Source organism: Streptomyces sp. NPDC091371 (assembly GCF_040684275.1).
In the GTDB taxonomy this organism is placed as follows: domain Bacteria; phylum Actinomycetota; class Actinomycetes; order Streptomycetales; family Streptomycetaceae; genus Streptomyces.
Genome location: NZ_JBFBFP010000006.1, coordinates 21,399 through 44,541, shown reverse-complemented (window position 1 = coordinate 44,541; position 23,143 = coordinate 21,399). Strand labels below are relative to the sequence as shown.

The following is a 23,143-nucleotide window of genomic DNA, read 5'->3' as shown; positions in this document are numbered from 1 at the left end:
CTCGGCCCTGAGGAACGGCGGACACGGAACCGCTCAGCAACTGACCCTCAATTCGTGCACGATGCACCCCATGTCCTGTATGAAAGCTCGAGGGACACCTATGCCCAGGTTCAACAGCCCCATCATCGGGACCAGTTCCCCCATCGCCGGAGCGATAGCCCATTCTTTGATCCGGATTCACCGGGATGTGCCCAGCGGAGGAGGCAGCGATGAATGACAGGCCGTTCCATGTCCTGCTCGGCCCGGACGGTGCCGGCAAGTCCTCGGTCATGGCGGAGGTTGAGCACCGGCTGCCGTCGTGGCGGGCGCTTTCCACTGACGACGCATTCGTCAGGCCTGAACACGGCCTCATCACCCGGCTGCGACACGACGTGGTCGGGGAAATTCTGCCAAATCTCGGAACGACGTATTCCGCTGATTTCATGGCCAGTCTCCTCCAGACGGCCGTGGTCCATCTGAAGGACGAGATCCAGCGTCAGGACGACGACGTTCCCGTCGTGGTGGACTCCTACTACTACAAGATCCTCGCGAAGTGTCGACTGGCCGGTATCGAGGAGAACCCCATGTACAGCTGGTGGCGCTCCTTCCCGCAGCCGTGCGCCGTGGTCTACCTGGACGTCTCACCCAGGTCCGCGTGGCGGCGTTCGGGCAATGGGGCGCGGCTCAACGCTCTGGAGCACTTCGGCGATTTCCCCGAATGGCCGGGCTTTGAGGAGTACCAAGTGAGCCTTCGCAAACTGATGCTGGAAGAGGTAAGGGAATTACCGGTGACGATCATCGAGGAACAGCCCAGTGCGGCCCGCACGGCCGACGCGGTGGTGGAGGTGCTCACCTCGTGACCTCACACAGGGGCTGGGCAGCCACCGGGCATCTGGATCGCTACCGGCAGCGGGTGTTTTCCGAACGCGCTCGGCTCGGCGACGCGCTCACCGATCTGCGCGGGCAGCAGCAGCGCGTTCTTGCCGACCTCGTCGAATTCAACTCGGGAACCGAGTTCGGCAAGCGGCATGGTTTTGACCGCATACGCGACATCGACGACTTGCGCCAGGCCGTTCCCATTCAGGACTACGCCGCCCACGCGCCGCTGATCGAGCGCACGGCAGCGGGTGAGCCGAACCTGCTGACGGCCGACCGGCCGGTCGTGTACTTCACCAGCAGTGGCAGCACCGGCGCACACAAGAAGATCCCCGTCACCCCGCGGTTCATGAGCACCACCTTCTTCCCGTTCTACTACGCGGCCTGGGCGCCCCTGATCGAGAACTTTCCCGAGGTCGGGCAGCGGCCCGACGCGGTTCTCAACCTCAAGCACGACCCGCTCTCCGCACCTCCCACGACGGCTGCCGGGCAGCCTCATGTCGGCGCCAGCCAGGTCGACTTCGGTGAGAAGTTCGGTGAGCCGCTCTCGGCCGAACTCGGCACCGCGGCCCCCTGGGCCACTCTCCCCGTGGACGTCGCGCCCGACGACCATCTGGAGAAGATGTACTTGAGACTGCGGCTGGCGGTGCAGAGCGATGTCCGCTGTCTCATCGGGATCAATCCGGCCATGATCGCGGCCGTCCCGTATCAGCTCAATCTGTGGTGGGACCGGATCGTCCGGGAGGTGCGGGACGGGACCCTGGGGGGCGTCCCCCACGGCAGCCCCGATCCGCGCCGAGCGGCCGAACTGGAACAGCTCGCCTCCTACTTCGGTACCGTGGATCCGGCCCACGTATGGCCCCGGATCCGTGCGCTGTTCGGCTGGACGACGGGTGTCGCATCCCTCTACCTGCCGGCACTGCGTGAGCGGTTCGGTACCGGTGTGGCGGCCCTGCCCGCGCCCGTCGCGGCGTCCGAGGGGCCGGTCGGGGTGCCACTGGACCGCCACGGCTCCGCCGGGAGTCTCGTCGTGTCGGCGGCGGTGTACGAGTTCGTGGACGCCGATGCCGATCTCGCGCCCGACGCCCGGACCCAGCTGCCGCACGAACTGGAGGCCGGACGCGAGTACCACGTGGTCTTCAGCCACGTCGGCGGGCTGTACCGGTACGCCGTCGGCGACGTCATCCGCGTCGAGGACCTGGTCGACGGAGTGCCGCGGGTGACGTACGCGGGCCGGGCCAACCGTTCCGAGGTGGCCGGGGAGCGGCTGCGCGAGTCCCAGGTCGTCCGGGCCTTGCGAACTGCCCTCGAAGCCACCGGCCTTGGCATCTCCAACGTCGCCTGCCGGGTCGAACGCCAGAGGACGGCCCCGCACTACGTCTTCGCCCTGGCTCCGCACACCCCCTGGCAGGACGCCGAGTCCAGCCGCTTCGCAGTTCTGCTGGACGCCGCCCTGCAGGGGGAATCCGCCGACTACCGGCGAGCCCGTACGGACCGTCGCCTCTCCGCCCCCGTACTCCAGCTCCTCGACCCCCATGCGTTCCACCAGGACTGGCACGCCGCAGTAGGGAGCGGGATCCGACCGACTCAGGTCAAAGACCGGCTCTTCAGGCAGGACGACCTCCTGTGGCAGCGCCTGACCAGCACGACACCGGCCGGCCCCTCACCCAGAAACGAGGCACTTCGATGACCGACCTCCTGAACCCGGTGGAGCGGACCGCGCTGCTCACTGCCGCCCTGCGTGCCGCTGAAACCCTGCGTGAGGACCGCCTGTACGAGGACCCCTACGCGGCCAGGCTCGCCGGAGAGGCCGGCCCGCAGCTGCTTTCCGAGGTGCACGCAGCAACCTTCCCGCCCGACCGGCCCCGGTCCCTTCCGAGTACGCCCGACTACAACGCGATCCGCACTCGGTTCTTCGACGGCTTCCTCGCGGACGCGGCGCGGGACCGGCAGATGAGCCAGATCGTGCTGGCTCCCTCGGGCATGGACTCCCGGGCCTACCGGATGTCCTGGCCCGACCACATACGCTACTTCGAGGTCGACCGGCCGGCCGTCCTGGACTTCAAGCGCGGCCGGCTCCAGGGAGTCGCCCCGCGCGTGGCCCACCGGTCGGTGGCCGTGGACCTCACTGCCGACGACTGGGAGAGCCAGTTGATCGACGCCGGATACGACCCGACGCTGCCGTCGACCTGGCTGCTCGAAGGGCTCCTCTATTACATCCCCGAACCGGACACACACCGCATGCTGGAGCGGGTTGCCGCCATCACGGCGCCCGGAAGCCGGATTGCGGCCGATCTGGTCAACGCCGCCGCCCTGAGCCTGCCGCACATGCGGGGACTGCTCGACGTCTTCGCCAACTGGGGCTGCCCATGGCTCTTCGGCACCGATGAGCCCGAGGACCTCTTCGACCGCTACGGGTTCAGCGTCGAGGCCACGCAGCCCGGCGAGCCGGATGCGGACTTCGGCCGCTGGCCGGACCCGGTTCCGCCGCGCGACGTCAAGGATGTCCGCCGGGTCTTCCTCGTCCACGGGACACGCCGGTGACCAGACCGGCCGTGGTCGTGGGCGGCAGTGTCGCTGGTCTGGCCACGGCTCTGGCTCTCGCCGAACGAGGCTTTCCGGTACGCGTCCTGGAGCGCTCGGCTCCTCCACCGGAAGGCCCGGTCGACAAAGCCGCCGAGCTCTGGCAGCGTCCCGCCGTGCCGCAAAGCGGCCACTCGCACATTCTTACGTCGCTCGGGGTGCGTGTGTTGCGCCAACGGGCCCCCCACCTGCTGGATGCCGCCCAAGAGGAAGGAGCACGGCTCCTCGACCTCACCGAGGCGGCGCCCACGGAGGCATTCGACAAGCCGGCGGACGACCACGAGCTGGTTGCTCTGGCCGTCCGACGTCCCCTTCTCGAACTGCTGCTCCACCGCGCTGTGCGTGCCCTTCCGGGGGTGGCCTTCGGCCACGGAACCGCGGTGCGTGGGCTGCTCCTGGACCCGGCCCGGTCCCGCGTCGCCGGTGTGGTGACGGATCGGGGCGAACGAGTGCCCGCGCGGTTCGTCGTGGACGCCACCGGCTGGAAAGCGGCGGCCCTGACCTGGCTCAGGAAATCAAGAGCTCCAATTGGCGAAGACCTGGTCGGCACCACGCAACTGCGCTGTTTCAGCCGGTTCTACCGGCTGAACGCGCCAGGAGGCGACTGGCCGGGTCCGCTCAACCGGGGCAACGCGGCAGGAGGTATCTGGGACCACTACGCGGCGGTCGTGCACCCTGCCGACAACGGCACCTTCGCCATCTCCGTAGGGGCTCTGACCTCTGACCCGGCCACCACGATCCTGCGCGAACCCGCCGCCTTCACCGCCGCTGCTCGGCTGTCCCCCTACGTGGCGGCATGGATCGAGGAGGGAACTGCGACGCCGTTGACGGACGTACACGCCATCACCATGCCGCCCAACATCATGAGGTCCACGGCGCGCCCCGGTCAGCGACAGATCGCCGGGCTGTTCGCCGTCGGTGATGCTGCCTGCGTCACCGACCCGCTCTTTGGTCGCGGTATGTCGCTCTCCCTGCAGCACGCCTTCCGGCTGGCCGATCTCCTCGATGCCCATCCGACCGTAGGGGAGCACCAGAGTGAGAACGCCGTGCGACTGGCCGAGGAGGTCCATCGCCCGTGGTACGAGCAGGCCGTCCACGACAGCCGGGCATACGGCGGGCTGTGGCGGGCCCGCGCCGAGGGACTCGCACCGTCTCCGGTGCCGCCCGCCGTTCAGGGCCGCCCCTCCATGGCGGACGTGGCTCGGGCCGCCGCAGTTGACGCCGTGGTCTGGCGCGGTTTCGTGCGCGTCCTGATGGGCCTCGACACCCCCGCGGAGATTCTCGACAGTGCCGGATTCCAGGACCGGGTGCGTACCGCCCCCGCCGACCGTGCCCCGATCGGCGCCCGGCCGCCGACCCGGCAGGAGCTACTGGAGGCCATCACCGCCAGGAGGGAGGGCTGATGGGCGGCACCCGCCGGAGGGTACTGCTGGCTCCGATCACCGTCACGCCGTCCAAGCCGTTGACTCCGAGCCATCTCAAGGGCTTGCTCTGGGCAGATGTGATGTACCGCGCCACGGCGCAAGTAGCCGACGTGACCTACCGCTACAGCCACACGACGTACCACCCGACCGAGCAGACACTGGGCTTCTGGGAGTTCCTCGACCGAACCCGGGGTGATACCGACTACTCCTGCCGGTCGGAGGAGGAGATCGGTGAGCTGTACGTGCGCTACCGGGCCGAGGGGCCGGTGCCCACGGCCAAGCTGGCCCCCTACGCCGAGGCCGTCGAGCGCACCGACTACGTCCACCCGGCGGGGGCCCGCGTCCTGCGTCTGTGGGCCGGCCACTACGAACGGCTCGGACTGCACGATCCCGGACTGCTGGCACACCAGCCGCCCGGACTCGGTCTCGACGAGATGGTCGACGAACTGGTCGCGGAGGAGCTGGGCCTGGACCAGCGGGATCTGGGCGGCCCGGTCTATCTCGACGCCACCCGTTTCGGCCTGCCCCTGCGGCAGATGATCGCTGCTGACGGGCGCCCCAACTACCTTGCCTGCGCGTTGCGCGAACTGCTGCCGCTCGCACCCGAGTACGACGAAGTCGTGCTGCTCTACGACCGTGAGCTCGACCCCGACTATCAGCTCCTGGAGCGGGTTCTGACCCACAAGGGAACCCTCGTGCATCGGGTGCCCCTGGGCAGGGTGCCGATCGACGGGAAGATCACCTCTGCCCGGCAGGGTGGCTGGCACGACCACACGATGAGCGCGATCCTGCGCTCCGTCGGCGACAACCACGATCCTGCGGCGCTCCGGCTCGGCATGCGCCTGTACTTCATCGCCGGACTCGGACCCGGACAGCAGCAGTCCTTCCGGTCCGATCTGCTCCGCAAGAGCCTGCGCCGCGCCGAGAAGCTGCTGAGCTCGGCGGAAGCGGCACCGATGGACGACCGCGACGCCCTGTTCGGGCTGTTGGACAGGCATCGGCGCGGCCACACCCACATCGACCCGTACCGACTCACCTCGTCTCTGCTCGGCCGGGGAAACCACGCTCCCGGCCGAGCCCTGCTCAGCACGGTGTTCCTATGACGCTCAGCCCTGATCTCCTGCTCACCGTGGCCGCCGAGCGGCTGCTGGTGACCCGGCCCGAGTTGGCCGGACACCTCGACCTGTCCACCTCCGAGGCGCTGCGCAAGGCCAAGGCCACCCTCGCGGGCGGGGAAGCGGACGGACCGCACAACGGTGCTGCCGTTGTCATGGTCGTCGGCCGCTTCTCGCTTCCGCACTGGGTGCAGGAGACCTGCCGCTTCGCCCTGTCGGTGCCGGCGGACCGGGCCGGACCGTGGCATCGCTCGTTCACCCGCACCCTCTTCCTGGCGGGCCGGCCGAACAACCTCAAGGAGAGATTCGCCTTCGACCACATTGCCGACGACGGGTCGACGGCCTGGATCGGGCCCGCTCCGGACGAGGCCACCGCCGCACTGCGCCGGTTGCTCAAGTCGTTCGACGGCACACGGGAGTTGCCCGCTTGGGCTCCGACCACCGTGGCGATACCGGCGCCCGTCGGTGAAAGCTCCGCCGGTTCCCGGCCGGTCTGCCGCGACCTGTACATCGCCACCGCGGGGGTGACCGTCTCCGACGTACTCATCCAGGTCAACCACCTACTCGCCGAAGCCGTGTTGGACGGGCTGATCCAGCCGGGTGACCGGCTGACCCTGCGTTCCGTGCCCCGTCTGGCCGGCCTTGCCATGCGGTTCGCCGCACTGCGCGTCGACACCGATACCCGCCGGCCCCACGAGCTCCGTGCCTACGCCGGACTGACCGAGGAGATCTGAAGATGCCCGCCCCCCGTACCGCTGCGACACCCGACGCCACGCGGCCCGTGCGTTTCGGCATCCACGGCTCGCCGCACCTGGCCATCCGCATCATCACCGCTGCGGGCCATGAGCCGCAGGAGGTCGAGTTCGTCCCGTACGACGTCGCCGACCCGTTCGGCCCGCTGCGGGACCGTTCCATGGACATCATGATCGTCAAATACGGGCTGCAGGAACCGGACATCGCCGTCAGCCGGCCCGTGAGCTTCGACGGCCGAGCTCTGATCGTCTCCGCCGACCACCCGCTCGCCGGGCGAAGGACCGTGTCGGTCGAGGAGGCCGCGCACTACGACGCCTTCCGCTGCCCGGGGGACTTTCCTCCGTACGTCTGGGACGAGGTGGTGCCGCCACGCACCCCCGGCGGAGCTCTGATCCGCCGCGTCCACCCCATGACGACGGTGGAGGCGATGACCGACGTACTCACCCGCACCCAGGCCGTCCATGTGTCGTTCCAGTCACTGGAATCGATCCTGCCACCCCACATCAGGGCCGTTCCGGTCCACGATCTGCCGCCCGCACCCGTGACGCTCGCCTGGCTGCGTGATGCGGCGCTGTCCCCACGGGCAGCCACCCTTGTCGCCGATGCGGAGCGGAGTGCGGTCGACGAGGGGGCCGGGCGATGAGGCGGAATCAAGACGTTCCCGTCGTCCTGCTGCACGCCCTGCCGCTGAGCTCTGCCATGTGGCATGATCAAGCAGCGGCGCTGCGAGCACGCGGGCACACGGTCATCACCCCCGACCAGCGCGGATTCGGCACCGTGCCGCTGGGAACCGTGCGGCCCTCCCTCGATACCGTGGCCGACGACCTCGCCGTGCTCCTCGATGAGCGCGGCATCGACCAGGTGACGCTCGTCGGATGCTCCATGGGCGGCTACGCGGCGATGGCCTTCCTGCGACGCTGTCCCCACCGCGTCCGTGCCCTCGCGTTGTTCGCCGCCCGAGGCGGCGCCGACAGCCCCCGAGCAGCCGCTGAACGCCTGAAGTTCGCCGATCTGATGCTCGACGACGCCACCCGCGATCACGTCGTGGCGCGCACCACACCGCTCCTCCTCGGCGCCACCACCAGGGCTCGGCGCCCCGACCTGGTCGACCAGATCATGAAGATGACGAAGGCTGCCGCGCCCGAGGCCGTGGCCTGGGCGCAGCGTGCCATCGCGGCACGTCCCGACTCGCTCCCCGTCCTGCGGAGCACGGACGTGCCTGCCCTGGTCGTCACCGGCGAGGAGGACGAACTCGTCGCCATGGAGGAGGCGATGAGCACGGCCGACGCTCTGCCGAGGGGGCGGCTCGTCACCGTACCGGGTGCCGGGCATCTCCAGCCGCTGGAGGCACCGGACTACGTCACGGACCTGCTCACCACACTGCTCGACGACGCCGCGACAGCGGACCGGAAGAGGTAACGCGCATGCCGACGAAAGACCATGCCTCTTGGGGGTACGCCGCATCGACCGGACTGGGTTTCACTCATGAGGAGATCGTCGAAGCCCACTTCAAGGCCTGCGAGGTCCAGTACCGGGCGGCACTGGAGCAGGCCGACATCCGAGCCGGATGGCGCGTGCTGGACGCCGGCTGCGGCAGCGGCGCCTTCCTGCCCTGGCTGGCCGACCTGGTCGGCCCCCGTGGCCACGTGACCGCCATCGACCTCGCTGAGGAGAACGCATCGCTCGCCGCCGAGCGCATGCGCGGCAGCCGGTCCGGCTGCTCCTTCGATGCCCGGCAGGGGGACCTGCGCAACCTGCCGTACGAGGACGACACCTTCGACGCGGTCTGGTGCGCGAACACCACGCAGTACCTCGATGACGAGGAACTCGACGTGGTCCTGAGGGAGTTCGGTCGCGTGGTCCGACCGGGAGGGGTCGTGGCGATCAAGGATCTCGATGCCTCCCTGATCACCGCGCGTCCCGCGGACCCCTTCTTGTTCACGGACTTCTTCCGGCACGCATCCAGCGAGCCCGGCTACGCCCGCCAGCTGCTGCGGACTCGCGATCTGCACCGCCGGCTCGACGGGGCCGGCCTGGTTTCGGTACGGCAGAAGACGATGCTGATCGAACACCATGCGCCGCTGCGGCCCGCTGCCCAGCGGTTCTACGCACTGGCCTGCGCTCGCATCGCTCAGCAGGCCGTCGGCATGGGGCTCCAGGGAAACTGGCAGCCCTTCCTGGACCCGGACGGCGCGGACAACCCCCTGAACCACCAAGACGGTTACATCAGCGAGGGGAACACGGTGGCCGTGGGCCTGGTCCCGCCGGCCGAGTGATGCCCCTCCCCTTGACAGCGACAGCCCCGGCCACTCGATCGATCCAGGAGCCCGCCGATGCCCGACTCCACGTACTGCCCACCTGCCCCCGGGCGGATCTCCCTCCTCGGCCACGGCCCCGCCCTGCTGCGGAGACCCTTGTCGTTCTTCGAAGCGACACGGACCGCAGACCCGCTGGTCCGTGTCGAGTTCGGGCCGGTCGGCTTGTTCCTTGCCAACGAACCCGCCCTGGTCCACCGCATCCAGGTGGACATCGACACCTTCGAACGCGGCCGCTTCTTCGAAGCGCTGGCCGGTAACTTCGGCAATCCGCTCATCGCGGCCAGTGGCCCGCCGCACCGGCACCAGCGGCGTACCCTCAAACCCACCTTCAGCCGTCGCAGCGTCCGCGCCTACACCGAGGTCATCACCGACGAGACCGAGGCGCGCATCGGCCGTTGGCAGCCGGGGCGGGCAGTAGCCGCCGACCAGGAGATTTCCGACCTGGTCGCGGCCGTGGTCCTGCGCTGTCTGTTCAGCACCGAACTGAGTCATGCCACTGTGCGCGACGTGCGCGAAACGATGTACGCGATCTCCCGACGGCTCCTCCCGCAGACCATCCTGCCGGCAGTCCTCGGCACCCTCCCCACCCCCGGAAACCGGCGCTTCACCGCGGCGGTGAACCGGTTCCATGCCACCGTCGACCATCTGATCCGCGAGCGTCGTGCCGCCCCCGGGCAGCACCATGACGCCCTGAGCGCCCTCCTCGACACCCGGCACCCCGATACCGGCGCTCCCCTCGACGACGTCCAGATCCGCAGCGAATTCCTCATCCTGCTCTTCGCCGCCCTTGAAACCACCAGCACATCGCTGAGCTGGGCGGTCTTCGAGTCCGTCGTGCACCCCAAGGTGCTGCGGCGTCTCCAGGATGAGGCCGACAGTGTGCTGCAGGGCGGCCCGGCGACGTACGACAGACTCACCGACCTGGTGTTCACCCGGAAGGTCATTGACGAGACGCTTCGACTGCACGGCCCGATGCTCTTCACCCGCCGCGCCAAACGCCCCGTCACCTTGGCCGGGGTCGCCATACCCAAGGGCGCCGAGGTCGGCTACAGCCCGCGCGCCATGCACCGGGCCGCCGACCTCTACGAGGCCCCGAGCGTGTTCGATCCGGACCGGACCGGGCCCGACGACGGGACCGACCGCCCACGTGGCGCCTACTTCCCTTTCGGTACCGGACCGCACCGGTGCCTCGGAGAACACCTCGCCCTGACCACCATGACGGTGGCCCTCGCCTCCCTGGCTGCCCGCTGGGACCTTCGGATAGCGCCGGGCACCCGCCGGATCAGCGAAGTCAACAGCTCCCTGCCTCACCTCAGCAGCCTGCCGCTGCTCCCCACCCCTCGCATCTGACCACGGGGATGGGCCACTGCTGCCCGGCGCGGCGCGGTGTGACGGCCGGGCAGCAGCGGTCACGCCGCTCGATCGTGCCGGAGCGCGTAGATCGCGGCCTGGGTCCGATCGGAAACGTCGAGCCGGGCGAAGATCGCATGCAGGTGGTTCTTGACGGTCTTCTCCGTGATCCCGAGCGCCCGAGCTATATGACGGTTCGTCATACCTTCTGTCAGCAGGGCGAGTACCTCGAGCTGGCGCGGCGTCAGGGCCCTGGAGGGAGATTTCTCGTCGGCCGGTTCACCGCCGCAATCGCTCGCACCCCTCCCCTGGCGAGTGCGGGTGCTGCAAGCCTCTACTCGCCGCGGACGCGGGTAGGTCGCCATCGAGTCATGAGCGATGGGGACATCCGTCTGCTGGTCGGCCAAAGGGTGTGTGCGATCGCTGTGTAACGTAGCCATCCGTGTCTCCTTGCCTCGTGGGTCAATGTGAATGGAGGGGTCCCGCGCCCGGCCGGCTCCGACAGGACCCGTGTCGTGCTCCATGTGCGCGACGAAACCCGCACACTCGCCGCGATCTCAACACGACGTGGTGGGGCGAGCAGGTCTCCTCGTTTCGCGGCGCACCTGGACCGCCGGTCTCGGTCTTCTCCAGGGCGATGCGCGGCGTGGAGGTCTTCAACACCCCGTCGTAGCGGAGCGTCTCCTCCACCGGCCACGCTGCGTGCCCCGGCGGATCGGCCGGTACGGGCACCAGCTGCTCAAGGTTCGCGAGGAGCGCGCGCACTGCACTGGTGCCCTGGTCGGCCGTGTGGACGAGGGCGCCGAGCAGGTGGCCCCGGGGCAATCGCGCCTGGCAGCGATGAGCCCCGTGAGATACGGCATGACCTGCCCGTACCCTCCTTCTCCGCCTCGGGGCCGGCGGGTCTCGCTGGACCAAGCGCCGAAGGCGGCGCGGTCCGGGCCCGGGACGCCGGGCGGTTCTCAGCTGACGGTCATGGGGAGCGGGGAGGCGGACGTGTCGATGAGGTCGGCTCGGCGCGCTCGGTCCGCCGTCATGCGGTTCAGCGGATCGCCGGTGATCTCCTGGATGCGGCCCCGCATCCCCTCGACCCGGCGGACCGTGAACTCCCGCGCCACCAGAGTCCGCAGTCAGGTGTGGCGGGGCGGTTCGGTGAGCAGCATGCCGGAGTTGTCGAGCATGTTCAGGGCGTACGGCGGGCGCCGGCCGGCCTGCCGCCACCAGCGCTGCCAGTCCCGGCTGAGCAACGGGGAGTTGAAGACATCGCGTGCGGCCCCGTACCCGACCAAGAGTCACCCCGGACCCCTGTCGGGCGGGTCGGTTCTGTCGGATGTCGCCGGATCGGCGGCGGCCTTCTCGGTCTCGGTCACGATGGAATTCCCTTCTCTCATGAGGCGGGCTTTCCGGACATTAGACGGTGATCACTTCCTGGTGCCATTGGCGCAACGTCCGATTCGGAGGCGCCCGGTTGGCTCAAATCAACAAGACAGTGCGGTTTTTGGTGGTCTATCAGGCGTTAAGGCCGATGGACTGCCGCAGCAGACTGCGCTCGCGCAGACAACATCCCTGCCCCCAACCGTCGTTGGCCAGCCCCACCGCCCCGGACCCGGTGTGCGGAGCGCGGAGTGCGGAGGCTATCGGATGACCGCTTCACGCGTCGCCACCCTGGCCCATTTCGGGCCCCATGAGCTCGCCGAAACCCTCGGGGCCCCTGACGAGCGCGTGCGTGGCCGGCGGTGGCGCGTCGAGATCTTGATCACACCGGGCTCTCCTCCAGCCACGCGAACGGCCCCGGCGAGAGCCTTTCGACCGCCGGCGCTCGGTGGCACGCACCGCTCCACCCCGTCGGGCGCGACCTTCACGTCCTCGGGGGCTCCTGATCGCCGTGCTCTTGCTCCTGCGCCCAGGTGATCGACCATGCGTCGAGTGGACGGAGGGCATCACGCAGTGCCGTCCCCAGCCGAGTCAGCTCGTAGCCGTCGGCCGAGGGCGCGATGATTCCACTCGATACGAGTTCGCGGAGCCGCTGGTAGAGGACGCTGGACGACAGCCCTTCGCACCGCGCCAGCAGCGCGCGGGCACCGAGCGGACCCGCCCGCAGTTCCCAGAGGATTCGCAGCGCCCACCGACGGCCGAACAGGTCCATCGCGGCCATGAGAGGACGGCCGGTCGTCGATCCGCGAACCGGTTTTCCTGGGCGCGGTGTCGGCATGACGCTCCTTGCGTTTCGTTATTCGAAACACTAGCATCCATTCGGTGTTTCTGATTTCGAAACGAACTCGATGGGAGGGCCGATGTCGCGGATAGCCCTGCTGGAACCGCCTTTCACCGACCAGGCCAGCGCCATGCACGGGTGGGGTCGCTACGAGTGGGGCACCCGGCCGGCGCCTCTGGACGGAGGCCGTCATGCATAAGCTCGTTGTCCTGTATCCCCCGCCCGCCGACCCTGACCACTTCCGCGATTACTACGTGACCAAGCACCTTCCGCTGGTCAAGAATTGGCCCGGCCCGCTTGCGTGGCGCTACAGCTTCGACGTGGCGGCGCTTGAGGGAGATGCGCCCTATTTCGCGGTCTTCGAAGCCGACTTCGCAGACGCCCCCGCCATGCACGCGGCGCTGGGGTCGCCGGACGGCCAGCTGCTGGCCGCCGATGTCGCGAACTACGCCACCGGCGGTGTGGTCATCATTCACCACCCGGTGCCGGACATCACCGAATGACAAATCCCGCGTTCGCACCGCCCGGTCGGGCGGTGCGAACGCGGGATCTGGGGCGGAGGGGTCAGGAGACCACCTGGACCTGGTACCGCCGCAACCAGGCATCGATCAGAAGAACCCGAGGAAGCATGGGCGCCGGGCTGAAGGTGCCCGATCCCTCCGCGGCTTCGACCATGCCGCGTACGGCAGCTGCGTCGACGAGCTGCCACACCGGCGCGCCTGGGTCGTCCAGCAGGGCCCGGGCTCGCTCGCGGGTCGCCTTCAGGTAGGCCGAGCCGGCTCCGGAGGGGAAGGCGCTCTTCTTCCTGTACGCGATGGAGTCCGGGATCAAACCGGCCGCCGCCTTACGCAGAACGCTCTTCTGCACGCCTTCGGCGGCCTGCAGGCTCCACGGGATGTTCCATGCGTACTCGACCAGGCGATGGTCGCAGAAGGGTACGCGTACCTCCAGCCCGACGGCCATGCTCATCCGGTCCTTGCGATCGAGCAGGAACGGCAGAAAGCGGGTGAGGTTCAGGTAGGAGACCTCCCGCATGCGACGCTGCTGCGCGTCTTCGCCCGCCAGCGTGGGTACTTCCGCCACCGCCGCGGCATACCGATCGGCTGCGTACGCGTTGAGGTCGAGCTTGGCCCGTAGGTCTGGAGCGAGTACGGCGTTGATGTCGTCTGCCCAGGCTGCCCACGGAAAGCCCCCGGTGGGCCGGGTGGCTTCCGCCTGGAACCAGGGGTATCCGCCGAACACCTCGTCAGCGGCCTCGCCTGACAAAGCCACCGTGGAGTGTTTGCGCACCTCGCGGAAGAGCATCAGCAACGAAGCGTCCTGATCGCCCATCCCGGGGAGGTCCCGCGCTGCGATCGCTTGGTCCTGGGTGTCGTACAGCGTGCCCGCGTCCAGCAGGATCTCTCGGTGAGAGGTGCCGATGAAGTCGGCCGCCTCCCTGGCGAACGGAGCGTCCCGACTGGAATGCAGAGCGCCTGCCGCGAACTGCGCCTCGTGAGTGAAGTCCACGGAGAACGTGGCGACCTTGCCCCGGTCCGCGGCTTCGAGGTGCGAGGCGGCGAGTGCCGTCACGATGCTCGAGTCCAGGCCACCGGACAGCAGGCTGCAGATGGGGACGTCCGCCACCAACTGACGTTCCACGATGTCGGTGAGCAGCTCGCGCACCGTGGAGACAGTGGTGTCGGGGTCGTCCTCGTGGGGGTGGGCCTCCAACTCCCAGTAGCGTTCGATCCGTACGCTCTCGCGCGTACACCGGACGATCGTCCCGGGAGCCACTTCGGAGAGGTCTCGGTAGACCGCGTCACCTGGCTGCTTGGCCGCGATGACGAAGAGATCGGCTATGCCGTCCAAGTCGACACGCGGCCGGACAAGGGGGTTGGCGAAGAGCGCTTTGGGCTCGGACCCGAAGAGCAGGGCGGAACCTTGCCGGGTGTAGTAGAGCGGTTTGACTCCCAGGCGATCACGCACAAGCACCAGCTCCTGCGCACGCTCGTCCCACACCGCGAAGGCGTACATGCCGTTCAAACGGCGGGCCAGGCCGGTCCCCCACTCGAGATACGCGCGCAGCACGACCTCGGTGTCGGAGTCCGTCCTGAAGGGATGTCCCAGGCCCTTCAACTGCGCCCGCAGCTCTTTGAAGTTGTACACCTCGCCGCTGTAACTGAGTACGACGGCGTCGTCGCCGACCCGGGCGGTCATCGGCTGGGCCCCGCCGTCGAGGTCGATGACGGACAGCCGTCGGTGCCCGATGCCGGCGCGCGGGGATATCCACGTCCCCGACGCGTCAGGCCCGCGGCACCCCATCGTCGCGGTCATGGCTTCCACCGTGGCGCGCTGTCTGCTTATATCGCGTTCCCAGTCGACCCAGCCGGCGATTCCGCACATGTCCTTCTCCTCTGAACTGCATTGCCACGTCGTCTGTGCTGCGCGCGCCGCGTGCGGCGGAGCGGACTCGCCGCGATCCCAGCACGATAGAGCGGGGTAAATAGGTCGCCTCGTTCAATTGAACAAAAGATTCTCACTCAGCTCATGCGAGACGCCGGCACCCGAATTCCGTGTAGCCCCAGCGGGATTACCCCAGCTGCCCCAGTACCTCCTGGGATTCGATCAGCCCGTCGTCACTGGCCGCGCCACCCTCGCCGAACACCCGAGCAGCCTGCCGCTCCCGCCACTCCACGTGCGCCTCCGCCGGCCGCGCATACCCGTACCGCTCCCGCGCCTCCGCCGGGGTCAACACCTCCTCCGTGCGAGCCGCGATCCCGAGCTTCACCGGCGCGATCACCTTCAGCGTGTTCGGCGTCAGTGCCCCCATCAGATTCAGCTGAAGCTGCGGCCGCCGATGCATCACCGCGAAGGCCACCTGCATCACCGGCACGATCAGGACATCCGACACCCGCGACTGCCGAAGCCCCGCCATCTCCCGCATCCACCGCGGCATCGCCGCCAACGTCGCCACCCGCAACGACTTCGCGGCCGCCAACGCCAGTGGGCGAGCCCACCACGACATCTCCGGCGGCACCACCATCTCCGTGTGCAGCAGATGCTGCATCGCCCGCAGCGCGATCGGACTCGCCTGCAGCTTCGGCCGCATCGCCGCGAAGTACCCCCGGACCCCCTCCCGCGTCCGCGGCACGTCATCCGGGGAGCAGGTCTGCAGTTCGGCCGCGACCGCGCAGGATTCCCAGTACTCCGCCTCCTCCGCCGCCGGCAGCTTCCCGGGCCCGTACTTCTCGTAGACGTAGAGGATCGAGTGCCACGCGACCAGATGGGTCCAAAGCTGCGACTCGGGGTCGTTGGCGTCGTACGTACCCTCCCCGTACGGCAGCTTCCCGATCGCCTTGGAGTGCACCTTCACGAGGATGTCCGCCACCTTGCAGACGTCCCGCGAGCCGCCGAAAGCCACCATCGCGAAGTAGCGCAGGGTGCGGTCGTAACGCGTCGCGGGCCGGTTGTAGAGGTCCTGCGTCCCGTCCAAGGCCGCGACGAGCGGCGGATCGAGCGGCTCCACGACCACCGCACGCTGAAAGCCCACGGTCGAGGCGCTGGGATACCCCCACACCTTCCAGACCACGGACCCCGGACCGAAGAAGCCGTAGTCCTCGTGCGGCTCGACCTCGGAATGCCGGATCCGCCCGGCCGCGGCCCCACGCTGACCCCGCCTCTTTGTCGTCTCACCCTGCATCTCAGCGATCCCATCCTGCCGCTCAGCGACACACCTATGAAACTGATGTAATTAGGTCACGTCCGTCGCTGATCATTTAGTCACGCCCGTCGTAAGACGACAAGATATTGACCCGTGGGCCCTTGGTCCTATTGATTTGATGAGAGTTCACCGCGCACTCGCCGCAATCCCGGCGCGACATAGCGGGGCCGCCAAGGAATTCCGGCACCACCCCGCCCCGCACCGGCGCCGAGGACGAGACGGGCCGGTCGCCGGCGCCGCCGAGGGGTCGGATGTGGGGGGCGCGTGCGGTGTTCCGCTACTCGCGGTCGCCCCCGATGGATGGATCGGCTTCGCGCCGCAACCCGTCCCCGAACGCCCGATCAGCGCTCTTCGTCTCGATGCTGTCCGTTCTGCGCCCCGGTCCGGCGGGACGTCCGGTCGCGCTTCCACAGCTTGTAGGCGGTCAGGGTCAGCGCACTTGAGATCAGGACCCACGCCATCTGGTACCAGTAGAAGAAGGGGACTCCGCCGAGCATGGGTTCGACCTTCGCGTACGAACCGACCCAGAACATCGCCCCGAACGGCGCGAACAGGCACAAACCGATGATCACTCGGACCGGTGTCACCGCCGCTGGCTTCGGCTCAGGCGCCCCTGGGTCTGTCGCCATGGGTATGCCCCGTCCTGCATGTGGTTCTGGTGATCGGCCGTCTGTGTGACCCCAGTTTAATACTCCGGCATCCGCGCGTTCACCAACGGTGCTCCGTTCCTTGGGACATACCGTCGGCCGGCACGTTTTCGGGGGCGTGGAGCGACGGCTGTCAGCGTGCCGGGTGTCCGTTCCCCGCGGCCAGGAGGTCGAAGCCGATCTCCTCGGGCGAACGGGCGCCCACGAGGGCCATGACTTCTGCGAGTTCGGTCCGGTAGGAGTCGAGCAGGGACCGCACACCCGCCCGGCCCTGGACGGCCAGGGCCCAGAGAATCGGGCGGCCGATCAGGACCGCGTCGGCACCGAGCGCCAGGGCCGTCAGTACGTCCGTACCGGTGCGGACGCCTCCGTCGACCAGGACCGGTACGTCCCCGGCCAGGGCCTCCACCACCGGGCGCAGGGCGTGCGCGGTGGGCAGGGCCCGGTCGAGCTGGCGGCCGCCGTGGTTGGACACGATGATCCCGGCCGCGCCCGCGTCCCGGCAGGCGAGCGCGTCATCGGCCCGCAGCACGCCCTTGACCAGGACCGGGAGGCCGGACTCCGCCCTGAGCCAGGCGATGGTCCCCGGGCCGATCGACGGATCCTGCTCCCAGTCCGCTGTCCGGGTGTCCACGCCCACGGCGAGCGCGTGGGCGTCCCGGGGCAGGGGCAGGGGCCTGGTCACGCGCGGCTTGGTCGCCACGTACGGGGCGTCGACCGTGAGGACCAGGGCCCGCGCTCCGGCCGCCACCGCGCGCTGTACCTGCCGTGCGGTGATCTCCCGGTCCCGCAGGACGTAGACCTGGAACCACCAGGGTCCCGCCGCTGCCGCGACCGCTTCCACGGGGGACGTGGACCGGGAGGAGAGGACCATCAGCTGGCCCGCGTCCCTGATGCCTTCGGCGGTGGCGATCTCGCCTTCGGGGTGCGCCATGGCGTGGAAGGCGGTCGGTGCGGCGAGCACCGGTGAATTCACCCGCTCTCCCAGCAGTTCGATTCCGGTGTCGATCCGTGAGACGTCACGCAGGACCCGCGGGAGAAAGCGGTACGAGCGCCAGGCATCGGCCGCTTCGTCGCGGGTGAGCTCTTCTCCCGATCCGGCCGCGTAGAAGTCGTAGGCGCCCGGCGGAAGCACCGCGCGCGCGGATTCCTCCAGAGCCGATCCCAACAGTGCCATGCTGCTCACCCTTTCCCCTTGCCACCGATCCGACACCCCGGCGGGCCCTGACGCACCGTCGGGCACTCGCCCTCTCCGACGACGTGACAGTGCCGGGAGCCTCACCGGGGCCCCGCCAGAGGCGCGTTACAGGCCTCCGGCGACCCGCAGCACCGCCCCCGTGGCGTACGCGGCATCGTCGGACAGCAGCCACGCAACGGCTCCGGCGATCTCGTCCGGCCGGCCCGCCCGCCCCATCGGTATGTTCCCGGCGACCTTGGCGGGCCGCTGCGGGTCCTCGTGGAAGTCCGTCCACACCGTGCCTGGTGCCACGCAGTTGACCCGGATGCCGTCGGCGGCGACCTCCTTCGACAGGCCCACCGTGAAGGCGTCCACGGCAGCCTTCGCGGCGGCGTAGTGCACGTACTGCCCCGGGGAGCCGAGCGTCGCCGCGGCCGAGGAGACGTTGACGACGCAGCCGCCGCCGGTGGCACTCATCGCACGGACGGCCTGGCGTGCGCAGAGCAGATAGCCGAGCAGGTTGACGTCCAGCGCCGCCCGCATCCCGGCGGGGTCGGCATCGACGAGGCGCCCGTTGGGGCCGCTCACTCCCGCGTTGTTCACCAAGCCGGTGACCGGCCCGAGCACGGCGGCCGCGGCCTCGAAGAGCGCGGCGACGCCGTGCTCGTCGGCGGTGTCCACGGCGACGGCAAGGGCCCGTCGGCCGGCCACCTCCACATCGGCCGCGACGGCGTGGGCGGCCGCTTCGTTCGACCGGTAGCCGACCACCACGTCATGGCCCTCGGCCGCCAGCCGTCGGCAGATCGCGGCCCCGATGCCCCGGCCGCCACCCGTGACGACGGTGACTTTCTGTCGTCCTCGCATCTTCGTCCTCCGATTGGTCTGAGCCCGGTCACCGTACGACGATCTTGCGCAGGCCCCTCCCGCAGCCGGGGCCGGCTGCGGGCGGCGTGCGCCCTGCGGACGGGGGAGTCCCGGTCAAGGGCCCGCCCGCCGGGAGCTGCGCTGCTACGTCGCCGCCGGGGCCAGTGCAGGGGTGTCCGGGCGGGAGCGTTCGGCCCAGCGGGCCACGGCCGGTGCGGCCAGGCCCGCCGTGGCCATGACGGCGGCCAGCACGGTCCAGCCGACCCAGCCGTAACGGATGATCAGTACCGCCGTGATCGCGGGGGTGATCGCGATGCCCAGCTGCGAGGTCAGGCCGAACATGCCCTGGTACTGGCCCTGCGCGTGGTCGGGGGCCAGTTCGTAGGAGAGGGCCCAGGTCCCGGCGCTGTAGAGCAGCTCGCCCATGGTGTGCAGGACGACGCCGACCGCGAGGAAGGCCACCGCCACCCAGGGCGAGCGGCCTGCCGCCAGCGCGATGACCACGCAGCACGAGGCCAGCCACAGGCCCGACCGGAGCAGAGCGCGCGCCCCTCCCCGTACGTCCTCCGCGCCCTTGCTCATGGGTACCTGGAAGATCACCACGAGCACGGTGTTGACCAGCAGGAGCGCCGCGAAGGCCGAGGCCGGGGCATTGGTCTCCTCCACGATCCAGATCGGCAGGGCGATGTTGAGGATCCCCGCGTTCATGATGAGCACGGCGTTGATCAGGCCCACGACGGCGAAGGGTCGGTCGCGCAGCACGAGCCACCGCGAAGCGCTGGGAGGCTTCGGCACCCGGGCGGGGTCCGCCAGCCAGAAGTAGGCGAAGCCCGAGACGATGAACATGCAGCCGCCACCCAGCAGTTCGGCGGCGTACACCGCCGATGAGTCGTGGCTCAGCGCCAGTCCGCCCAGCACGGTGCCGATCGAGAAGCCCACGTTGGTCACCGACCGCAGGTAGGCACGGGTACGGACCCTTTCCTTCGCGGGGATCGCGCCCGCGATCAGCGCTCCGCGGGAGGCGTTGGACGCCGATTCCGCGACCGCGACCAGGCTGGCCGCCATCAGCATCCCGGTGAACCCGCCGACCAGGGCGTACCCCCACAGGGTCAGGCCCTGGAGCAGGACGAACGCGATCGACGCCTTCCGCGCCCCGAGCGCGTCCGCGAGAGAACCGGCGGGAACACTGACTGCCATGCCCACCACGGCGGCGATCGTCAGCCCGAGGCCCACCTCGGCGGCCGGGATCTCCACTGCCCTGGTGAAGTAGAGGACCGAGATGGTCACCACGGTTCCGTGCCCGATGCTGGACGTCAGGGTCGTGAGGGCCAGCACCCACACCGACCTGGACCTCGGCAATACGGCCCGGGCAGCCGCAGCCAGCCTTCCACTGCTCAACCCGTCCCCTCCCCCGTCACGATCCCCGGCGCGATCTCCGTCGACTCCTCGAACCACCGGCCGGCCGCGGCGAGCGTCGCCTCGACCTCGGCGCGCGAGGATCCGGTGGCCAGGACCGCGCCGATCTTCTCCACGCTCGCCTGCGCGGCCACGAGGACCGTCCCGGACTCCGCGTGCCGCTGGTACGAGACCACGCCGGGTACCGGGCAGTCCTCAGGGATCCGTAGGAGCGTTCCCGCGCGCGGCGGGAAGAGGGACAGGCCGGCACTCGTCAGGGGCGAGGGGGGCACCGGGGCCGGCTCGTTGTCCGCCAGGGATCGGACCAGGACCTCGGGCATGGTGATGCCGAACCCCAGCGTCACCATCTGGTCGATGAGCCCTCCGCCCATGCGGCTGGCGACCTCGTTGAAGAAGAGCTCGCCGTCCGGGGTGAGGAAGACCTCCGCGTGGAACAGGAAGCTGTCGGGCATCGGAAGCGCGGTCAGAGCGCGGCGCGTGAGGTCGAGCAGCGGATCGAGCAGCGGGTCCTCGGCGTCCAGCAGGGCGCTGTGCAGCGAGAGCCCCGCGATGATGTCCAGACACGAGCTGTCGCCCTGGGACGACGGCCACATCAGCTTCGCCTCGCCGTTCACGAAGATGCCGTCCACGTGGAACAGCTCGTGCTTGACGTACCGCTCGCACATCAGCTGGGCGCCGTCGTCGGTGCCCAGCTCCGGGCAGGCGCCGAGCAGGTCCTGCAAGTCCTCCGGGGCCTCCAGGATGTGGACGCCCACCGAGCCGCCGCCCCTACGAGGTTTCACCACCACCGGGTAGCCCTGCTCCTCGACGAAGCCGTGCACGTCCGCGAAGCTCGCCGCGGCGGCGTGGTCGACCACGGGTATGTCCGAGGCCCGCAGGAGCTCCTTCATGCGCACCTTGTCGCGGAACGCGGTGGCGCTGCGCACGTCCTGCCCGGGAACGCCGAACAGGCCCCGCAGCCTGGCGGCGCGGAGCAGGTCGAACTCGGACAGGGCGATCACCCGGTCGAAGGGGGATCCGGCGTGCAGGGCGAGGGCCTGGAGCTCGACCAGCGGGTTGAAGTGGTAGTTCTGCACCACTTCAACGTGGGCGTACCCGGCGAGCTGTGCGGCTCGCTCACCTGGATCCGCCGACAGAGCGGCGGCATCGGTGAGGAGGACGGCTTCGTGGGCCGGGCCCAGCCAGTCGGGGAATCGGAGTCCGGACAGGGGGAGCCGATTGAGGATCAGGAATCTCATGTCTGTCTCTCGGTCAGAGGGGGCGCCGGGGGCACCGCAGCCCCAAGTGCCCCCGGCAGGTCGGCGGTCGCGGGCTAGATGTCGCCGTTCGACTGCTCGATGAACTGACCGGCCCACTTGCGCTTGAGGCGCAGGCTCAGGCGGTTGACGAGGTCCGGGACCAGCCCCATGGGGCGCCGGATGTCGATGATCAGCATGACCCGGTCGCCGTCGCTCTCGTTGTACACCTCGTGCTCGAAGGTGTCGTCGATGAGGATCGCCTCACCCTCCTTCCAGGTGTGGATCTCCTTGTCCACCCGCAGGCGAGGGGGGTTGTTCCTGGGCACGGTGAGCGGAAGGTGGTAGCGCAGGATGCCGGCGAACGGCCCCTTGTGCGCCTTCAGCGTCACGCCGGGTTCGAGGATGGCGATGATCGCGTTCACCACTCGGGGGGTGCGCTCGGCGAAGTCGATGAAGGTCGGGCAGTCCCGGTACGCCTCGGGGTTGGTCTCGCCGAGCATGTAGGCGTAGTAGAGACGCCAGTTCTCCGAGACCTCGGCCGCCCGCAGGGGGTCGATGTCGCCGTAGGGGCGGACCTCGCGCGCCTGGATGAGCTTGTCGACTTCGGCCTTGATCTGGTCGAACTGGTAATCGAGCTTCCTGGATTCCGGGAAGAGTGCGTACGGCGACATGATGCGGAAGCGGCTGTCTCCTCCGCTGCGCTTCAGGAAGTACCGGTTGATCACATTGCGAACGGCAGGCTGATTGATGCTCAGCGAACCCTTCATGAGCTCCTCCTAATGTTCATTCTCTTGTTCCGCAAACGGGCCGATGAAGAGAGGGGACTCAGCTGCCGGACGGGCGGCAGGACGCGTAGAGGAATCCCGGGTGGATCTCGTCGATCTCGCACGACCACCCCAGCGCCGTCAGTCGCCGCGTCAGCTCGGCCGGGTCGCGGAACACCTTGACGATGCGGAAGGTACGGCCGTCCGCCAGGGAACGGCGGACCGCGACCTCGGGCTCGCTGTGGTCCTGCTGCTCCAGCTCGCGGTGGCGGGCGGTCACGTCGACGAACTCGACGACGCCGCCGGGCCGGACGGCCTTGCGCACCGAGGCCCAGAAGGCGTCGAACTTCTCGTCGGGCACGTGGGCCAGCCAGTGCGCGAAGAACACGCTGTCGAACTCCTCCTCCGGATCCCAGTCGAAGAGGTCCTGTTGCCGGAACGAGACGTTCGCCAGCCCGTGCCGCCCCGCCTCGGCGATCATCTCCGGGGAGCCGTCCAGGCACGTGACGGAGGTTCCCGCCTCTGCCAGGTACGGGGTCCAGTAGCCCGTACCGCAGGCCAGTTCCAGCACCTCGCCCCGGATGTTCCCGGAGCGCAGCCGGGCGAGGGCGCTGGGGAGGCCGGGATCCATGTACGGCACGAACGTGGCGTCGTATTCTGTGGCCCGCGCACGGTAGTAGCCGAGCTGGCTGTCGATCAGGGATTCCTGCGTCGATTCCAT

General features: G+C 69.2%; 24 protein-coding genes. 11 read left to right on the top strand and 13 right to left on the bottom strand.

Annotated features, from left to right (window positions below; all coding sequences use genetic code 11):
• Window positions 1–209 precede the first annotated feature (209 nt).
• From AB0O21_RS09710 to AB0O21_RS09665, 10 genes are all read left to right on the top strand, one after another.
• Window positions 210–839: a hypothetical protein gene (locus AB0O21_RS09710; RefSeq protein ID WP_365168426.1), complete on the top strand. Its 630-nt coding sequence runs from the start codon at window positions 210–212 to the stop codon at window positions 837–839.
• The gene (locus AB0O21_RS09705) at window positions 836–2,545 is read left to right on the top strand and encodes a GH3 auxin-responsive promoter family protein (protein WP_365168424.1); all 1,710 of its coding nucleotides are present in this window, start codon (window positions 836–838) and stop codon (window positions 2,543–2,545) included. Before AB0O21_RS09710 ends, AB0O21_RS09705 begins: the two co-directional genes overlap by 4 nt.
• Window positions 2,542–3,399: an SAM-dependent methyltransferase gene (locus tag AB0O21_RS09700; RefSeq protein ID WP_365168422.1), complete on the top strand. Its 858-nt coding sequence runs from the start codon at window positions 2,542–2,544 to the stop codon at window positions 3,397–3,399. The genes AB0O21_RS09705 and AB0O21_RS09700 overlap by 4 nt, the downstream gene beginning before the upstream one ends.
• 203 nt (window positions 3,400–3,602) lie before the next feature.
• Window positions 3,603–4,841: a hypothetical protein gene (locus AB0O21_RS09695; RefSeq protein ID WP_365168853.1), complete on the top strand. Its 1,239-nt coding sequence runs from the start codon at window positions 3,603–3,605 to the stop codon at window positions 4,839–4,841.
• Entirely contained in the window at window positions 4,841–5,965 is a 1,125-nt protein-coding gene (locus AB0O21_RS09690; RefSeq protein WP_365168419.1) for a hypothetical protein, read from the top strand. The genes AB0O21_RS09695 and AB0O21_RS09690 overlap by 1 nt, the downstream gene beginning before the upstream one ends.
• Window positions 5,962–6,711 (top strand): DUF6182 family protein, encoded by a 750-nt coding sequence (locus AB0O21_RS09685; RefSeq protein WP_365168417.1) that lies wholly within the window; start codon window positions 5,962–5,964, stop codon window positions 6,709–6,711. The genes AB0O21_RS09690 and AB0O21_RS09685 overlap by 4 nt, the downstream gene beginning before the upstream one ends.
• 2 nt (window positions 6,712–6,713) lie before the next feature.
• Window positions 6,714–7,373 carry a LysR substrate-binding domain-containing protein gene (locus AB0O21_RS09680; protein WP_365168415.1) on the top strand — a complete coding sequence of 220 codons (660 nt, stop codon included), beginning with the start codon at window positions 6,714–6,716 and terminating at the stop codon, window positions 7,371–7,373.
• The gene (locus AB0O21_RS09675; protein WP_365168413.1) at window positions 7,370–8,149 is read left to right on the top strand and encodes an alpha/beta hydrolase; all 780 of its coding nucleotides are present in this window, start codon (window positions 7,370–7,372) and stop codon (window positions 8,147–8,149) included. Before AB0O21_RS09680 ends, AB0O21_RS09675 begins: the two co-directional genes overlap by 4 nt.
• A 5-nt stretch (window positions 8,150–8,154) precedes the next feature.
• Entirely contained in the window at window positions 8,155–9,006 is an 852-nt protein-coding gene (locus tag AB0O21_RS09670; protein WP_365168411.1) for a methyltransferase domain-containing protein, read from the top strand.
• A 57-nt stretch (window positions 9,007–9,063) separates the two neighbouring features.
• Window positions 9,064–10,398 (top strand): cytochrome P450, encoded by a 1,335-nt coding sequence (locus AB0O21_RS09665; protein WP_365168408.1) that lies wholly within the window; start codon window positions 9,064–9,066, stop codon window positions 10,396–10,398.
• A 59-nt stretch (window positions 10,399–10,457) separates the two neighbouring features.
• Here the strand turns inward: AB0O21_RS09665 and AB0O21_RS09660 are convergent, their stop codons facing one another.
• The 4 genes from AB0O21_RS09660 to AB0O21_RS09645 form a co-directional block, all read right to left on the bottom strand.
• Window positions 10,458–10,838, bottom strand: coding sequence for a response regulator transcription factor (locus AB0O21_RS09660; RefSeq protein ID WP_365168405.1), 381 nt, complete (start codon window positions 10,836–10,838; stop codon window positions 10,458–10,460).
• Window positions 10,839–11,360: 522 nt separating this feature from the next.
• Complete coding sequence (locus tag AB0O21_RS09655; protein WP_365168402.1) at window positions 11,361–11,516, bottom strand: hypothetical protein; 156 nt, start codon at window positions 11,514–11,516, stop codon at window positions 11,361–11,363.
• 12 nt (window positions 11,517–11,528) lie between these two features.
• Window positions 11,529–11,687, bottom strand: coding sequence for a hypothetical protein (locus AB0O21_RS09650; RefSeq protein ID WP_365168399.1), 159 nt, complete (start codon window positions 11,685–11,687; stop codon window positions 11,529–11,531).
• A gap of 569 nt (window positions 11,688–12,256) precedes the next feature.
• The gene (locus AB0O21_RS09645; RefSeq protein WP_365168397.1) at window positions 12,257–12,553 is read right to left on the bottom strand and encodes a helix-turn-helix domain-containing protein; all 297 of its coding nucleotides are present in this window, start codon (window positions 12,551–12,553) and stop codon (window positions 12,257–12,259) included.
• Window positions 12,554–12,804: 251 nt separating this feature from the next.
• Between AB0O21_RS09645 and AB0O21_RS09640 the strand changes: the two genes are divergently transcribed.
• On the top strand, window positions 12,805–13,116 hold the full coding sequence (locus AB0O21_RS09640; protein WP_365168395.1) for an EthD family reductase: 312 nt from the start codon (window positions 12,805–12,807) through the stop codon (window positions 13,114–13,116).
• A 61-nt stretch (window positions 13,117–13,177) separates the two neighbouring features.
• On the opposite strand, the gene asnB is transcribed toward AB0O21_RS09640, so the two are convergent.
• The 9 genes from asnB to AB0O21_RS09595 form a co-directional block, all read right to left on the bottom strand.
• Window positions 13,178–14,998, bottom strand: a complete 1,821-nt coding sequence (gene asnB / locus AB0O21_RS09635; protein WP_365168392.1) for an asparagine synthase (glutamine-hydrolyzing) — start codon at window positions 14,996–14,998, stop codon at window positions 13,178–13,180.
• Window positions 14,999–15,185: 187 nt separating this feature from the next.
• Window positions 15,186–16,184 (bottom strand): oxygenase MpaB family protein, encoded by a 999-nt coding sequence (locus AB0O21_RS09630; protein ID WP_365168390.1) that lies wholly within the window; start codon window positions 16,182–16,184, stop codon window positions 15,186–15,188.
• 473 nt (window positions 16,185–16,657) lie between these two features.
• Window positions 16,658–16,945, bottom strand: coding sequence for a DUF3311 domain-containing protein (locus AB0O21_RS09625; protein WP_365168387.1), 288 nt, complete (start codon window positions 16,943–16,945; stop codon window positions 16,658–16,660).
• A 151-nt stretch (window positions 16,946–17,096) separates the two neighbouring features.
• Complete coding sequence (locus AB0O21_RS09620; protein WP_365168851.1) at window positions 17,097–18,140, bottom strand: alpha-hydroxy acid oxidase; 1,044 nt, start codon at window positions 18,138–18,140, stop codon at window positions 17,097–17,099.
• A gap of 126 nt (window positions 18,141–18,266) precedes the next feature.
• A complete protein-coding gene (locus AB0O21_RS09615; protein ID WP_365168384.1) occupies window positions 18,267–19,004 on the bottom strand; it encodes an SDR family oxidoreductase in 738 nt (245 codons plus the stop codon).
• 144 nt (window positions 19,005–19,148) lie between these two features.
• Window positions 19,149–20,339 (bottom strand): MFS transporter, encoded by a 1,191-nt coding sequence (locus AB0O21_RS09610; protein ID WP_365168381.1) that lies wholly within the window; start codon window positions 20,337–20,339, stop codon window positions 19,149–19,151.
• Window positions 20,340–20,398: 59 nt separating this feature from the next.
• Window positions 20,399–21,658 carry a hypothetical protein gene (locus tag AB0O21_RS09605; protein ID WP_365168379.1) on the bottom strand — a complete coding sequence of 420 codons (1,260 nt, stop codon included), beginning with the start codon at window positions 21,656–21,658 and terminating at the stop codon, window positions 20,399–20,401.
• Window positions 21,659–21,732: 74 nt separating this feature from the next.
• Window positions 21,733–22,425 carry an aspartyl/asparaginyl beta-hydroxylase domain-containing protein gene (locus tag AB0O21_RS09600; protein ID WP_365168376.1) on the bottom strand — a complete coding sequence of 231 codons (693 nt, stop codon included), beginning with the start codon at window positions 22,423–22,425 and terminating at the stop codon, window positions 21,733–21,735.
• A 58-nt stretch (window positions 22,426–22,483) separates the two neighbouring features.
• Window positions 22,484–23,143 (bottom strand): class I SAM-dependent methyltransferase, encoded by a 660-nt coding sequence (locus AB0O21_RS09595; RefSeq protein ID WP_365168374.1) that lies wholly within the window; start codon window positions 23,141–23,143, stop codon window positions 22,484–22,486.

Excerpts from the sequence above, each read along its gene's own strand:
- asnB (WP_365168392.1), bottom strand. The coding sequence starts at position 14,998 with ATGTGCGGAATCGCCGGCTGGGTCGACTGGGAACGCGATATAAGCAGA.
- AB0O21_RS09680 (WP_365168415.1), top strand. The coding sequence starts at position 6,714 with ATGCCCGCCCCCCGTACCGCTGCGACACCCGACGCCACGCGGCCCGTG.
- AB0O21_RS09700 (WP_365168422.1), top strand. The coding sequence starts at position 2,542 with ATGACCGACCTCCTGAACCCGGTGGAGCGGACCGCGCTGCTCACTGCC.
- AB0O21_RS09675 (WP_365168413.1), top strand. The coding sequence starts at position 7,370 with ATGAGGCGGAATCAAGACGTTCCCGTCGTCCTGCTGCACGCCCTGCCG.
- AB0O21_RS09595 (WP_365168374.1), bottom strand. The coding sequence starts at position 23,143 with ATGGAATCGACGCAGGAATCCCTGATCGACAGCCAGCTCGGCTACTAC.
- AB0O21_RS09600 (WP_365168376.1), bottom strand. The coding sequence starts at position 22,425 with ATGAAGGGTTCGCTGAGCATCAATCAGCCTGCCGTTCGCAATGTGATC.
- AB0O21_RS09665 (WP_365168408.1), top strand. The coding sequence starts at position 9,064 with ATGCCCGACTCCACGTACTGCCCACCTGCCCCCGGGCGGATCTCCCTC.
- AB0O21_RS09690 (WP_365168419.1), top strand. The coding sequence starts at position 4,841 with ATGGGCGGCACCCGCCGGAGGGTACTGCTGGCTCCGATCACCGTCACG.
- AB0O21_RS09605 (WP_365168379.1), bottom strand. The coding sequence starts at position 21,658 with ATGAGATTCCTGATCCTCAATCGGCTCCCCCTGTCCGGACTCCGATTC.
- AB0O21_RS09620 (WP_365168851.1), bottom strand. The coding sequence starts at position 18,140 with ATGGCACTGTTGGGATCGGCTCTGGAGGAATCCGCGCGCGCGGTGCTT.
- AB0O21_RS09685 (WP_365168417.1), top strand. The coding sequence starts at position 5,962 with ATGACGCTCAGCCCTGATCTCCTGCTCACCGTGGCCGCCGAGCGGCTG.
- AB0O21_RS09645 (WP_365168397.1), bottom strand. The coding sequence starts at position 12,553 with ATGGCCGCGATGGACCTGTTCGGCCGTCGGTGGGCGCTGCGAATCCTC.
- AB0O21_RS09710 (WP_365168426.1), top strand. The coding sequence starts at position 210 with ATGAATGACAGGCCGTTCCATGTCCTGCTCGGCCCGGACGGTGCCGGC.
- AB0O21_RS09625 (WP_365168387.1), bottom strand. The coding sequence starts at position 16,945 with ATGGCGACAGACCCAGGGGCGCCTGAGCCGAAGCCAGCGGCGGTGACA.
- AB0O21_RS09660 (WP_365168405.1), bottom strand. The coding sequence starts at position 10,838 with ATGGCTACGTTACACAGCGATCGCACACACCCTTTGGCCGACCAGCAG.
- AB0O21_RS09670 (WP_365168411.1), top strand. The coding sequence starts at position 8,155 with ATGCCGACGAAAGACCATGCCTCTTGGGGGTACGCCGCATCGACCGGA.
- AB0O21_RS09615 (WP_365168384.1), bottom strand. The coding sequence starts at position 19,004 with ATGCGAGGACGACAGAAAGTCACCGTCGTCACGGGTGGCGGCCGGGGC.
- AB0O21_RS09640 (WP_365168395.1), top strand. The coding sequence starts at position 12,805 with ATGCATAAGCTCGTTGTCCTGTATCCCCCGCCCGCCGACCCTGACCAC.